Here is a 12,963-nt window from a genome sequence, read left to right on the forward strand (position 1 = left end):
GAGCAAGGACGCTTTTCGTAAGGAAGAATGAGCACGGACTGCTCTAAGAAGCCAAGGATGCACGAGTAGGATGCTCGTGATGGAAAGTAAGGATACGCAGCGCTAGAGAGCCCGGTCCAAGTGTTTTTGAGACCGGGCTCTTCTTTATTTTCAGTTGTTTAGCAGCGGAAAGATAGAAAATTTGGCGCTCGCCTTAAAGAATCGGACATTTATTCTATCCTTTGTCCTAGTGGTACCTGTTACGGAGATCTTTAATATGCGCGTCTTTTCTAATCCTGTTGGTTCCGGTTCGCTGTGGTTCGACAACCTAGCCACCGCCGACGGCACCCCCGTTGCCTATGACCCGCAGGCGCGGGCTTTCCTGCCCATGCCTCCCTTCTGCGCCAACCGGGAGGTCATCGGCTGCAACTGGATCGCTCCTGAACAGGGGGCTTTCTGTCGGTCCTGTGCCATGACGGCGCTGGCCCCGGATCCCTCCATACCCGGCGCCATACCCAACTGGGCGCAAACCGAGGCCGCCAAGCGCTGGGCGATCGACAATCTCGGCCGCTGGCATTGGTTCCGGCCGGAGGATCCCGGCGCGCGCCCCGTTTTCCACCTGCTCGCCGAGGGCCCGACGCCCGTGCTCATGGGACATGTGGCCGGTGTGGTTACTATCAGCGTGGCCGAGGCGGACCCGGTGCTGAGCACAACCCGGCGCCAGGCACTGGACGAGCCCTACCGCACCATGATCGGTCACATGCGCCACGAAATCTCGCATATGCTCTGGTGGCGGCTCAGCCTTCGCGATGATTTCCTCGACGCCTTCCGTGCCATGTTCGGCGATGAACGCGAGGATTATCCCACCGCGCTCCAGCGGCATTATCAGGATGGTCCGCCGCCCGACTGGAGACAGCGCTTCCTGACGACCTACGCCTCCGCGCATCCGCACGAGGACTGGGCCGAGACCGCGGCGCACCTGCTGCATCTAACCGATATCGCCGACAGCTTCGTAGCGGCGGATCTGTCCTCACCGGAGCTGCCGAGCTCGGGCTGGGACCCCTATTCGGAACCGGATGCCATGCGCCTGATTCATGTCGCGGCGTCCATCACCGTCGGCGTCAATCACGTCAATCGCTCCATGGGGCTTTCGGACCTCTACCCCTTCGTGCTGTCGGATGCCGCGCTCGAGAAACTTGCCTTCGTGCATGATTGGCTTCGCCGAGGTGCGCAAGGGCGTTGACGCGGTGCTGCCAAGGGGTTGAGTTCAGGGAGTGTCGAAACCTGCCTGTATTGCTCTATTGGCATTAGAAGTTTCTTTAAAAATCAATGCTTCTTAAGAGCCCAGGGTTTCTTTTGGTTGCGAATAGTCTGATGTAGCAATATAAGATAAAACTTGCTCCTGCTCGTGTTGGCAGCCAAAGTTCTTCGTCAGTTGCTGGATGAATTGCGCACATCAAGGTCGTGTGCTAAAGCTTAATAGCCATATTATTCTGTTAAACAGATTGCTCATTGTGAGTCATGCGTGACGTTAAATAATTAATACGCAAGGACGATCTCATGAAAAGCAGAAAAGGTTATTCTCTCAATCGCCGCGAATTTCTTCAAGTTTCTGCCATGACAACCGCCGGGATCATGGCTTCTGGCATGTCTTTGTCACAGGCCATATGGGCACAGGAAAGTTCGAAAGGTGGGATTCTTCGGGTTCGTTCCTATGCGGATATAAACAAGCTGGATCCCGGATTTTATCAGAATGCTTATAACGTGGATGTAATGAATTGCATTTATTCCAAGCTGATACATTATAAGCCTGGTTCGGAATGGGAGACGGAACTACAAGCTGCGGAGTGGATAGAGCAGGTCGATCCGACGCATATTCGGTTCAAGCTGCGTGAAGGCATCATGTTTACCGGCGGCTACGGAGAGATGACCGCAGAGGACGTCAAGTTCTCTTTCGAGAGGGTGATAGAACATAACTCCCCCGTCAAGGATGACTGGGGGCCGTTGGATCATGTCGAAGTGGAAGACGATTACACAGGAGTGATCGTACTTAAATCACCTTTTGAACCCTTATGGAATGTGACGCTACCTTATGGTGTGGGCCATATCGTCTCGAAGAAAGCGGTGCTGGAAGCAACGGAGGATGGCGGCGATTTTGGCATGGAGCCGCCGAGTTTCTCCGGTCCATATATTCTCGATGAATGGCGGCCCAACCAGGTGGTGATCCTCAAGCGGAATCCGGAGTGGACAGGGCCGAAACCCGGCTTCGATGAAATTCGTATTTTGCCCATCGGCGATCCCAGAACGGCGGAAACCGCCTACCGTTCCGGCGATCTCGATTTTACGCACATCAGTCTGTCCACGCTGGATGAGTTCAAGAGCAACCCTCCGCAGGATACCGTCATCGAAGAGCGTCCCTCGCTGTACTACGTCTATGTCGGGATGAACACGGAGAACCCTAAGCTGCAGGACATCAACGTCCGTCGCGCGGTGCAATGGGCGATCAACGTACCGCAGTTGCTGGAAGTGGGCTACTTCGGCCAGGCGGAGGTGGCGACCGGCATGGTAGCACCGGGCCTGGTAGGGCATCGGGAGCAGGCGCTCATCCCTCCGGAGGGGGACCTGGAAAAAGCGCGGGAATATTTGCGCGAGGCGGGCGCCGAAGGCATTTCGCTGCGTATCGACGTGCTCAACGAATCCAAGTTTACCGCCATGGCCGAGATGCTTCAGGCCCAGTTAGGCCAGATAGGCATCACCCTGGAGATCGATGTCCAGGATCCCGGGTCGTTCTGGTCGATAGGCATGGAGTCCGAAGGTGACCGCTGGCAGGACATGGAGCTTATCCTCCAGCGCTTCTCGATGGTGCCGGACCCTTACTACGCCACTACGTTCTTTACCTGCGAGCAGGTGGGCAACTGGAACTGGGAGCGTTTCTGCAACGAACGCTTCGACGAACTCAACGCCGAAGCCGTCACGGTGCAGGACGAGGAGGAGCGTGCGGAGATGTACCGGGAAATGCAGGACTTGCTGGAAGAGTCCGGCGCCTATCGCTTCCTGACGCATGAAGGATCACCTTTTGTTTACCGTGAGTCGGTCATGACGCCGGCAACGAGGCCCGACGGACGCCCGCTGTTCCGGTTCTTCGATCCCGTCTGATCCACTGGGCGCCTTGATGGCGCCCTTTATTGCCGGCCTCCGAAGGGTTCGCTCATGCTGCTGTATCTCATCAGGCGGCTGGTGCTGGCCGTCGCCATCGTGGTGCTTGCCGTCACCTTGCTGTTCGTCATGATCCATGCCGTGCCTGGCGACCCGGCCTCCATCATGCTGGGGCCAAGGGCGACACCAGAGCAACGAGCCCTGCTGCACGAAACCATGGGGCTCGACAGGCCGCTTCCCGTGCAGATCGTCGGTTTCTTCGCCGATGTGGTGCGGGGCGACATGGGCACGGATGTCTTTACCCAGCGGCCTGTCAGCCAGATCGTCTTCGGTGAGATGCCGTACACGATCGTGCTGATTCTGACGTCGATTACCTGGGCCGCGTTGGTCGGCATTCCGCTGGGCTGCTATTCGGCGATCCGGCGCAATTCGCTCATCGACAAGTTCATCGGTGTGTTCTCGGTGGGAACGATCGCGATTCCCTCCTTCGTCATGGCGGTATATGCCTTGCTCATCTTTGCCGTGCTGCTTGGCTGGTTGCCGGCAATTGGCGCGGGAGAGGGCTTCTGGGATGGCGTCAGGCACTTGATTCTTCCCGCTTTTGCCGTCGGCGTAGGCTGGGTCGGGTACATTTCGCGCATCGTCAGGGCCTCGATGCTGGAGGTGCTCGGTGAAAGTCATGTGCGGATGGCCCGTGCCTTCGGGCTGCCGGAGCGTCGCATCATTCTGCGCTACGCGCTGAGACTGGCCATTCTGCCCACCGTTACGGTACTCGGGGTGGGGATGGCCCATCTGTTGTCGGCAGCGGTCTTCGCGGAAGTAGTCTTTGCCAGGCCGGGCCTGGGGGCACTGATCGTCAACGCGGTCGGGACACGCAACTATCCCGTGGTCATGGGTACGGTCTTGGTCACCACCGCACTGTTCGTGATTTCCACCACGCTTTCCGATCTGATCAATGCGGCGCTGGATCCGCGGGTACGGGAGAGTCTGTGATGTCAGCCACCGATACGACTCGCAGCGAAGCGCGTCAGGCCAGCGAACCCAGCGCCTGGGTCCAACACTGGCGCCAACTGTGCAAGAACCCTCTGGGCCTGCTGGGACTCTTTCTCGTTGTTCTGATGGTAGGCAGTGCACTGCTGGCGGATTTCATCGTTCCCTATGATCCGACCCAGGTCATGGTTGGGCCGCGCCTTGGGCCGCCGTCGTGGCAGAACTTGATGGGCACGGACCAGTTGGGCCGGGATACCTTCTCGCGAGTGATCATGGGCGGGCAAGTGGCCCTGATCGTGGCGCTGGCCTCGCTTACCGCGGCGCTATCGTTGGGGTTATTGCTCGGGCTGATTGCCGGCTTTGGCCCTCGCTGGCTGGATAACGGTCTGCTGTTGGTGCTCGACTCGGTGCGGGCCTTTCCGGTGATCATCTTTGCTCTGGCCGTCGTGACCCTGCTGGGGCCGAGCCTGTTCACGGTAGTCTTCGTCGTGGCGATAACTTCCATACCCGTCTATGCCCGGGTGGTGCGTACGCAGACGCAAGCCCTACGGGATCATGAGTACGTCCTCGCCGAACGCGCCATGGGGGCGGGAACCGGGCGCATTCTCGGTGTGCATATCCTCCCCAACGTCATCGGGCCGCTGCTGATCCTGGCCAGCATGGATGTGCCGTTGGTCATCGCCCTGGAGGCGGGGCTCAGCTTCCTGGGCATGGGGGTCAGGCCGCCGACGCCCTCCTGGGGCACGATCCTCAACAATGGCTACAACTACATCCAGAATTCACCGTGGCCGGTTATCGCCGGCGGTATCCCCATCATCCTGACGACGCTGGGCTTCACCTTCCTGGGCGAGGCGCTGCGGGATATCTTCGATCCCAAGCTGAGGAAGGATCTATGACTCAGGCCTCTCGGGCGATGACACCGAATCAAGATGCGGACACGCTACTTGAGGTCCGCAACCTGTCACTGGATTTCGGCAGCCCCAAGGGAAGAATCCATGCGCTGCGCGATATTTCCCTGACAGTGCCCAAGGGGCGAATCGTCGGCGTGGTCGGGGAGAGCGGCAGCGGCAAGTCGACGCTGGCTTACGCCATCATTCGGCTGCTGGCCGAGAATGCCCTCATCACCCAAGGAGAAATCTTTCTCGATGGCCAGGATCTGCTCAGGCTGACGCCGCGCCAGATGCGTGACATCCGCGGGCAGCGCATGTCGATGATCTTCCAGGACCCGATGACATCGCTGAACCGAGTGCTGACGGTGGGCGATCACATGATCGACATCCAGTATCGCGACAGCGCCCCCAAGGAAGAGAAGCGCCGTCGGGCGATCGAAGCGCTGGGCCGGGTGGGCATTCCCGATCCGGAGAGCCGGATCCGGAACTATCCTCATCAGTTTTCGGGAGGCATGCGCCAGCGGATCTGCATTGCCATGGCGATGCTGGTCGAACCCGCGCTCTTGTTGGCCGATGAGCCGACCACGGCGCTGGATGCGACGATGGAAGTACAGATCATCGATCTGTTGCAGCGGCTGCAGAATGAGCTTGGGTGCTCCATTCTCTTCGTCTCCCACCACCTGGGAACCGTGGCGGAACTGTGCGATGACGTCGTCGTCATGTACGCCGGCGAAGTGGTCGAGCGCGGCAGTGTGCGAGACATTTTCCACAAACCCGGCCACCCCTATACCCAGGCACTGCTGCAGTGCGACCCGGGGCGTATTCGCGAGAAGACGCGCCGCCTGCCGACGATCCCGGGCAACGTCCCCAACTTGCTCAACCGGGTGCCCAAGGGGTGCATCTTCAAGACACGCTGCCCCTATGTCTTTGACCGCTGCCATGAGGAGCATCCTCCCCAGTACGATGTTGCTACCGGGCGTATCGATACCGAGGCCGCGCATACCGCGCGTTGCCACCTGCGTGACCCGGCTGAAGAGAGTCGCGACATAGAAGAAGGACACCTTATGAAGGGTGGCAACGAGGAGGAAAGCCGTTCATGAGTGCCCTGCTGGAAGTCGAAAACCTCAAGGTTCGCTTTCGCAGCATGGGGATGCTGCGCGCCCTGGCGACACGTACGTCCGATCCCTACATCGATGCAGTGTGTGACGTCTCCTTCCAGGTGCGACCTGGCGAAACGCTGGGGCTGGTGGGAGAGAGCGGCTCGGGCAAGTCGACCATTGCGCGTACCCTCATGGGTCTCAATCCGGCTCACTCCGGATCGATCCGATTCGACGGACAGGAACTGAGCGGCCTCTCGCAGCGGGCTTACAAGCCCTATCGCCGCGATATGGCCATGATGTTTCAGGATCCGGTCGGGTCGCTTTCCCCTCGGCTGACCGTGCGTTCACTGATCACCGAGCCCTTCCAGGTGCACGGCATACGCGACCGAAACGTGGATGCCGAGGCCAAGCGGCTTTTGGAGATGGTGGGCCTCAGCGAGGATTTCGCCCAGCGCTTCCCGCATCAGCTCTCCGGTGGCCAGGCGCGCCGCGTAGGGGTGGCGAGGGCACTTGCCCTCGATCCACGGCTGATCATCGCCGATGAGCCGACAGCGGGGCTCGATGTCTCGGTGCAGGGCGAAGTCATCAATCTGCTGGCTCGCTTACAGGAAGAGCTTGGCATTGGCATGTTGGTCATTACCCACAACCTCAATGTGGTACGCCATATATCGGACGAGATGGCGGTCATGTACTTGGGGCGCTTCGTCGAGAAAGGGCCGACGGAAGAGGTGTTTCACCGCCCGCGCCACCCCTATACCGAGGTGCTGCTCTCGGCCAATCCGGAGCCCGATCCCGATGCCAGACTGGAACGCATCGAAGCGCGGGGCGACGTCCCCAGCCTGATGCAGCGCCCCCAGGCGTGTGAGTTCCACACCCGCTGCCCCAAGGCGCGGGAATACTGCAGCCAGGTGGACCCGGAAGTCACCACGGCAGAGGAGGGGCATACCTTTCGCTGTCATTTTCCCGTGAATACCCCAGAGGGGCATGACACCGGCTCCAGAGCGGACGGCACAGGCCGGTCCTTCCGGCCCGGTTGAGAAGGCCGTTGCGCAACTAGACCAGCTGGCGCGGAATGGTGCAGTCCCAAGTCCGGTAGTAGACCTGACGCTCTCCCTCGAAGGCTTCCAGGCTGGCACGGAGGAGAAAGCGTCGTGCATTGGCGGTGAGCACCGTGCGAGTCACGGTGCGGATCTGCCAATCGCCGCGGCGACGCTTGCACTCCCAATGCGTTTCGCCGCGGATGGACTCGAAATCCTGGCCGCGTGAGCTGTAGCGCTCTTCTGCTCGGGTGCGGGTCGTCATGCCGGTCTCGTCCAACTGCAGGGAACCCGAATCATCGATCACTTCCAGCGTCGCGGTGTCGCTCTCAAGCTCGCGCCGAATGTCCCAGCGGTGCGTTGCCGGCTCGAGCGGTGTACTGATGGGAGGCGGTGCCCCCTGTGGCTCGTCGAAGGGCCTCAGCTCGGCGTCCTCCGGGCGCAGCGGACGCACCGGCAAGACCAGCGCGCTGTTCCGGACCTGGATCGTCAGTTGTACCGGCTCGGGAGCCGGCCAGGCCAGGGGCCAGTACGAGCTGGAGAGGGATAGCCGGATCCGGTGGCCGGCAGGAAAGGCCTGGGCGACGTCGTTCATCGTCACGCTGACCCGGTAGGTCTGGCCAGGTTCCAGCGGCGATGGGGCAGCATGGCTGTCCCGATGGGTCAGATTGAAAAGTCCGTAAGTGATTCGCGTCGACCTGCCGTCAGGCGCCACGTCGCACAGGCGCACGGCAACCTGGGCCACGGGCCGGTCGGCCGACAGTGCCAGCTCAACCCGGGGCTGACCCAGGATCTCCAGCGTCTCGTCGAGAGGCGGCGAATCGAAGACCAGCGAGCCGCCGTCCTCCTCGCGTTGGTCGAGGGGCAGGTCGGGGCCGGCCGCGTAGGAGCACCACTTGCCTGCGTACAGGCCGCAGGAGAGGGGCGACTGCACCGTCAGGGCGCTCTGCTCGCTCGGGGAGTGGTCATCCAAGCACAGCCGCCCCGGCGCCAGCGGCAGCCGCCAAGGCGTAATATGCGCCGAGGGCCAGGTCGGCTCGGCGACCCATCGTCCGGGGCGCTGTTCGAAGCGGGCCGCTGGCGGCATGCTGTCCTGCATCCATACGCGCAGCGCCGGGTCCCGCTCGACGCCGCAGGCTTCCCCCTTGAGCCAGTGGTTCCACCAGCGCAGACACTCCTGGAGAAAACCGATGGCCGGGCCGGGTTGACCCAGGTGGGGGTACTTATGGCTCCAAGGGCCTATCAACCCCTTGCAGGTTCCCGGTAACTTTTCCACCAGGCGCGGCACCGCGTTGGAGTAGCCGTCGGCCCAACCGCTCACCGCGAGCACCGGGGCCTGTACGCCGGCGAAGTTCTCGCAGATCGAGCCGTGCTGCCAATAGGCGTCGCGATGGGGGTGCTCGAGCCAGGTCGACAGCCACAGGCCGCAGCCCTCCAGGCGCTCGCGCCACATCTCGCGCCAGCGTTCGCCGACTACCGCGGGGTCCGGCGGCAGCGAGTTGAGGGCGAACATGGTCGAGGCCCAGGAGAGATTGTCGCCCAGCAGGCAGCCTCCCATGTAGTGCACATCGTCGGCATAACGATCGTCGGTGGAACAGACGCTGACCACGGCCTTGAGCGGCTTGGGGCGTCGCTCCGCAAGCTGCAGGCCGTTGAAGCCGCCCCAGGAGATGCCGATCATGCCGACGTTGCCATCGCACCACGGCTGGTCGGCCATCCAGGCCAGGATATCCTCGCCATCGGCCAGTTCCTGCTCCAGGTATTCGTCGCGCAGCACGCCTTCCGACTCGCCGCTGCCGCGCAGATCCACGCGCAGCGATGCATAGCCGTGCCCAGCGAAGTAGTGGTGGTGCATGGCATCTCGCAGTACGGTGCCGTCGCGCAGGCGGTAGGGGATGTACTCGAGAATGGCCGGCACCGGCGTTCCATGCGCCTCGCTCGGCAGCCACAGGCGCGCGCAGAGGTGGACCCCATCGCGCATGGGAATCCAGACAAGATCGTGCCGCTCGACGGCATGCGGGTACTCGCTGACGATTTGCATGACGGCTGGCTCTGTGTGCGCCCTTGGTCGGGGAATGAAAAAGGGATTACGCAACAGTGTAGGACGAAGCCACAGGGGCAAACCCAACGTACCGCTCGCCATCATCTAGGCTGAAGGCGTGGCTGCCGATTCGATACGAAAGGGAGGCGTATGCAAAGGCACAAGGGATTCAGGAGCAAAGGAATCTGGCTGGTATGGGGCGTGGTCGCGCTGTGCTACGCGGTGCCCTACGTACTGCTCACTGACGTGGCGCGCTGGTACGGCAGCTTCCTGTTCTGGACGCTGGCGGGGTTGGCCGTGATCGTGTTGAACACCTTCATCACCCGCGATTTCAAGGATCGTTGACCATGACCGAGTCTCTCGTGTGGTGGGCCATCGCGGGCTACCTGGTGATTGCCAGCGTCATCGCCGTGCTGTCGCGCCAGGGCAAGTCGCAGGATATGTCGGGCTATTTCCTCGGCAACCGCCAGATGAACGGCTTCGTCTCCGCGCTCAGCTACAGCGCGACCACCTACAGCGCCTTCATGATGGTGGGGCTGGCGGGGCTGACCTACGCCGGCGGCGTCGGCGCCCTGGGGTTCGAGATCGTCTATTTCGCCGGAGTCTCGCTGGTGGCGGTGTTCGGGCCGCGCTTCTGGGCCGTGGGCAAGGCGTTCGGCTTCGTCACGCCGAGCGAGATGCTGGGACGACGCTACGATAGCCGGGCGGTGGCGATCGTGGTGGCGCTCTCCAACTGCCTGTTCCTGATTCCCTACGCGGCGGTGCAGCTCGCCGGGATCGGCTACCTGCTCCAGGGCACCACCCAGGGCGCGGTGCCGTTCACCGCCGGCGTGCTGCTCGCCACGGCACTCGCACTGTTCTTCTCCTACATCGCCGGAATTCGGTCGGTGATGTGGACCGACTCGCTGCAGGCGATCATGATGATCGTCGCCTCTACCCTGGTCACCTACCTGGTCATCCAGGGGCTTGGCGGGTTCAAGGCGCTGTTCGACACGCTGGCCACGGAGCGCCCCGAGATGCTGGTGGTGCCAGGGGAGGGGATGTTCACTTTCATCACCTTCCTGGGGCTGACCGTTCCCTGGTTCTTCTTCAGTCTCTCCAATCCCCAGGTCAGCCAGCGCCTGTTCATGCCGGCGTCGCTCTCGGCGATGCGCCAGATGCTGCTCGGTTTCCTGGTGTTCGGCTTCATCTACACCCTGGTGTCGGTGCTGTGGGGGCTATCCGCCGTCGTCGCCTTTCCAGGACTCGACAACGCCGACCTGGCCACGCCTTCGCTGTTGACCTCCGGCCACGTGCCGCCCCTGCTGGGGGTAATCGTGATGATCGGCATCCTGGCGGCGGCCGTTTCTACCATCGATTCGATCATGCTCACGCTCTCCTCGATGGTCGCCCGCGATGTCTACGGCAACCTGAAGCCGGGCAGCAGCGAGACGCGCCAGCTCGCGGTCGGCAAGTGGGTCATACCGGTCATCGCGCTGCTGGCGCTGGGCTTCGCCGAACTGCAGCTGAGCATGATCGCGGTGCTGTCGGTGGCCGCATCGGCTGGGCTCGTCGCCGTGGTGCCGGCTATCGTGGGCACTTTCTTCTGGCGGCGTGGCACCGCGCTCGGCGTGCTGGTCAGTGTCCTCGTCACCAGCGCCTTCGTGCTGTTCGTCTATGCCATCGGCAATCGCTTCCTGGGGCTGCCGGCGGGCGTGTGGGGCATCGTCGTCGCGAGCGTGAGCTTCGTCGGCGGGAGTCTGGCGAGCCGGCCGCCTCATGCCGCGGCGGACTCGTTTCTGTCCGTCGTCTCCCAGAGCCTGGAGCGGCCGCCGCGGGTGGTCGCGGGGCGTACCGAGCGCTAGCCTGACAGGATACGCACGCTCACCGATCACGCAAACGGAAGGCGACATGGACGAGACCTACCGCAAGGGACCGATCATCCGGTCACTGCTGGATACCGACTGGTACAAGCTGACCATGATGCAGGGGGTCCATCATCAGTACCCCAATGCCAGCGTCACCTGGGAGTTTCGCTGTCGGGACGCCGAGGATCTGGAGCGTTACATTCCCGAGATTCGCGAGCAGATCGACCGGCTGGCCACGCTGCAGCTTTCCCGCGAGGAGTCGGACTACCTGGCGAGCTTTCCCTACATGTCGCCCGACTTCATTCGCTTCCTGGAGCTGTTCCGCTTCCGGCCGGAGTATGTCCAGGTCGGCATGCAGGGAAGCGAGCTATGCATCGTCATCGACGGGCCGTGGTCGCATAGCATCCTGTTCGAGATCGTGATCCTGGCCATCATCAGCGAGGTACGCAATCGCACCCTGTATCCCGATGTCCAGATCGACCAGGCCGTGGCGCAGCTGCGGCGCAAGCTCGACGCCCTGCGCGAGGCCTATACGCCGGAGCAACTGGCGGGCCTGAATCTCGCCGACTTCGGCACGCGGCGGCGCCTCTCCCAGCCCGTGCAGGAGGCGATCGTCCAGGTCATGGAGGCGGAGTTTCCGGGTAACTTCGTCGGCACCAGCAATGTCGATATCGCGCATCGCCACGGCATCAGTCCGATGGGGACCATGGCGCATGAATGGATCATGGCCCACCAGCAATTGGGCAGTCGCCTGGTGGACAGCCAGCGGGCCGCGCTGGAAGCCTGGGTGCAGGAGTATCGCGGTTACCTGGGCATCGCGCTGACCGATACGGTTACCCTCGATGCCTTCCTGCGCGACTTCGATCTCTACTTTGCCAAGCTCTTCGATGGGCTGCGCCACGACAGCGGCGACCCGCTGTGGTTCGCCGAAAAATGCATTCGCCACTACGAGTCCCTGGGCATCGATCCGATGACCAAGACGCTGATTTTCAGCGACAGTCTGACCTTCGACAAGGCCATGCGGATCAAGACGGCATTGGAGGGGCGGATCAGAACCAGCTTCGGCATCGGCACCAACCTGACCTGCGACGTACCGGGGGTGAAGCCCATGAACATCGTCATCAAAATGGTGTCGTGTAATGGCCAGCCCGTCGCCAAAATCTCGGATTCGCCGGGCAAGACCGTGTCGCGTGACGAGGGCTACGTGCGCTATCTCAAACACGTCTTCGGTGTGAAGGATTAGTGGGTGACTGGTTCGCACATGGCGTGACTTGAACGCTTCGATTGCCAACTTGGGTCGATAGCACGTATGCAAGAGGGCGAGGCAAGCGAGCCAAGAGCAGTCGTGATGCGAGCCGGGTGAAACGTTGGACAGGCGTAAAGAAGGCAGGCCAGTCAACTGGCCTGCCAATCGTGTGTTCGCTTAGCTGCTGGCCTTGCGGTTCACGTCGTTCTTGGCCAGTTTGGTGAGTTTTTCGTCGGTGGATTTCTCTTCCTGCAGCGTTTCGGCGAGCAACTGCTTGGCCTTGGTGAAGCCCAACTGGTCGGCCAGGGTGGCCAGGGTGCCATACGCGGCGATCTCGAGGTGCTCGACCTTCTGGGCGGCGCCGATCAGGCCGGCGTCACGAACCGGACCCTTTTCGCTGTTGTCGATCAACTCCTGTGCCTCGTCGATCAGGCTCTCCATTCCGTAGTTCTTGATGCGCCGGAGGCGGATACTGTCATCCGAGTCGACCACCTGTTCGATCCGCTCGACCTGGGCACGCGTCTCCTCAAGGTGCTCCTTGAAGGCCTCGACCAGCTTCTCGTCGTGGGCCGCGCGCGCCATCTTGGGCAGCGAGCGGGTCATCTGCTTCTCGGCACTGTTGGCCTCGGATAGCAGACGGATAAATAGGTCTTTGGGGCTTTCGATCTTCATGTGTC

General features: G+C 61.8%; 11 protein-coding genes. 9 read left to right on the forward strand and 2 right to left on the reverse strand.

The window, feature by feature from the left end; genetic code table 11:
* Positions 1 to 256 precede the first annotated feature (256 nt).
* The 6 genes from CYJ07_RS17210 (at position 257) to CYJ07_RS17235 (ending at position 7,152) form a co-directional block, all read left to right on the forward strand.
* Positions 257 to 1,222, forward strand: coding sequence for a zinc-binding metallopeptidase family protein (locus CYJ07_RS17210; protein WP_104204953.1), 966 nt, complete (start codon positions 257 to 259; stop codon positions 1,220 to 1,222).
* Between the two features lie 317 nt (positions 1,223 to 1,539).
* On the forward strand, positions 1,540 to 3,135 hold the full coding sequence (locus tag CYJ07_RS17215) for an ABC transporter substrate-binding protein (RefSeq protein WP_104204954.1): 1,596 nt from the start codon (positions 1,540 to 1,542) through the stop codon (positions 3,133 to 3,135).
* A 54-nt stretch (positions 3,136 to 3,189) separates the two neighbouring features.
* Positions 3,190 to 4,128 carry an ABC transporter permease gene (locus CYJ07_RS17220; protein WP_104204955.1) on the forward strand — a complete coding sequence of 313 codons (939 nt, stop codon included), beginning with the start codon at positions 3,190 to 3,192 and terminating at the stop codon, positions 4,126 to 4,128.
* Positions 4,128 to 5,021 (forward strand): ABC transporter permease, encoded by an 894-nt coding sequence (locus CYJ07_RS17225; RefSeq protein WP_104204956.1) that lies wholly within the window; start codon positions 4,128 to 4,130, stop codon positions 5,019 to 5,021. Before CYJ07_RS17220 ends, CYJ07_RS17225 begins: the two co-directional genes overlap by 1 nt.
* On the forward strand, positions 5,018 to 6,115 hold the full coding sequence (locus CYJ07_RS17230; RefSeq protein ID WP_231489678.1) for an ABC transporter ATP-binding protein: 1,098 nt from the start codon (positions 5,018 to 5,020) through the stop codon (positions 6,113 to 6,115). The genes CYJ07_RS17225 and CYJ07_RS17230 overlap by 4 nt, the downstream gene beginning before the upstream one ends.
* Positions 6,112 to 7,152, forward strand: coding sequence for an ABC transporter ATP-binding protein (locus CYJ07_RS17235; RefSeq protein WP_104204957.1), 1,041 nt, complete (start codon positions 6,112 to 6,114; stop codon positions 7,150 to 7,152). The genes CYJ07_RS17230 and CYJ07_RS17235 overlap by 4 nt, the downstream gene beginning before the upstream one ends.
* Positions 7,153 to 7,168: 16 nt before the next feature.
* Here the strand turns inward: CYJ07_RS17235 and CYJ07_RS17240 are convergent, their stop codons facing one another.
* Positions 7,169 to 9,193 carry a CocE/NonD family hydrolase gene (locus CYJ07_RS17240; protein WP_104204958.1) on the reverse strand — a complete coding sequence of 675 codons (2,025 nt, stop codon included), beginning with the start codon at positions 9,191 to 9,193 and terminating at the stop codon, positions 7,169 to 7,171.
* A gap of 150 nt (positions 9,194 to 9,343) precedes the next feature.
* On the opposite strand from CYJ07_RS17240, the gene CYJ07_RS17245 reads away from it, so the two are divergent.
* The 3 genes from CYJ07_RS17245 to pncB are packed head-to-tail and all read left to right on the forward strand — an operon-like array spanning position 9,344 to position 12,283.
* A complete protein-coding gene (locus tag CYJ07_RS17245) occupies positions 9,344 to 9,538 on the forward strand; it encodes a hypothetical protein (protein ID WP_104204959.1) in 195 nt (64 codons plus the stop codon).
* 2 nt (positions 9,539 to 9,540) lie between these two features.
* Positions 9,541 to 11,037: a sodium:solute symporter family protein gene (locus CYJ07_RS17250; RefSeq protein WP_104204960.1), complete on the forward strand. Its 1,497-nt coding sequence runs from the start codon at positions 9,541 to 9,543 to the stop codon at positions 11,035 to 11,037.
* Between the two features lie 46 nt (positions 11,038 to 11,083).
* The gene (gene pncB, locus CYJ07_RS17255; protein WP_104204961.1) at positions 11,084 to 12,283 is read left to right on the forward strand and encodes a nicotinate phosphoribosyltransferase; all 1,200 of its coding nucleotides are present in this window, start codon (positions 11,084 to 11,086) and stop codon (positions 12,281 to 12,283) included.
* A 180-nt stretch (positions 12,284 to 12,463) separates the two neighbouring features.
* Here pncB and CYJ07_RS17260 read toward each other — a convergent pair whose 3' ends face one another.
* Positions 12,464 to 12,958 carry a YciE/YciF ferroxidase family protein gene (locus tag CYJ07_RS17260; RefSeq protein ID WP_104204962.1) on the reverse strand — a complete coding sequence of 165 codons (495 nt, stop codon included), beginning with the start codon at positions 12,956 to 12,958 and terminating at the stop codon, positions 12,464 to 12,466.
* Positions 12,959 to 12,963 lie beyond the last annotated feature (5 nt).

Origin of the sequence: Billgrantia saliphila (assembly GCF_002930105.1) — a bacterium.
Lineage (GTDB): Bacteria > Pseudomonadota > Gammaproteobacteria > Pseudomonadales > Halomonadaceae > Halomonas > Halomonas saliphila.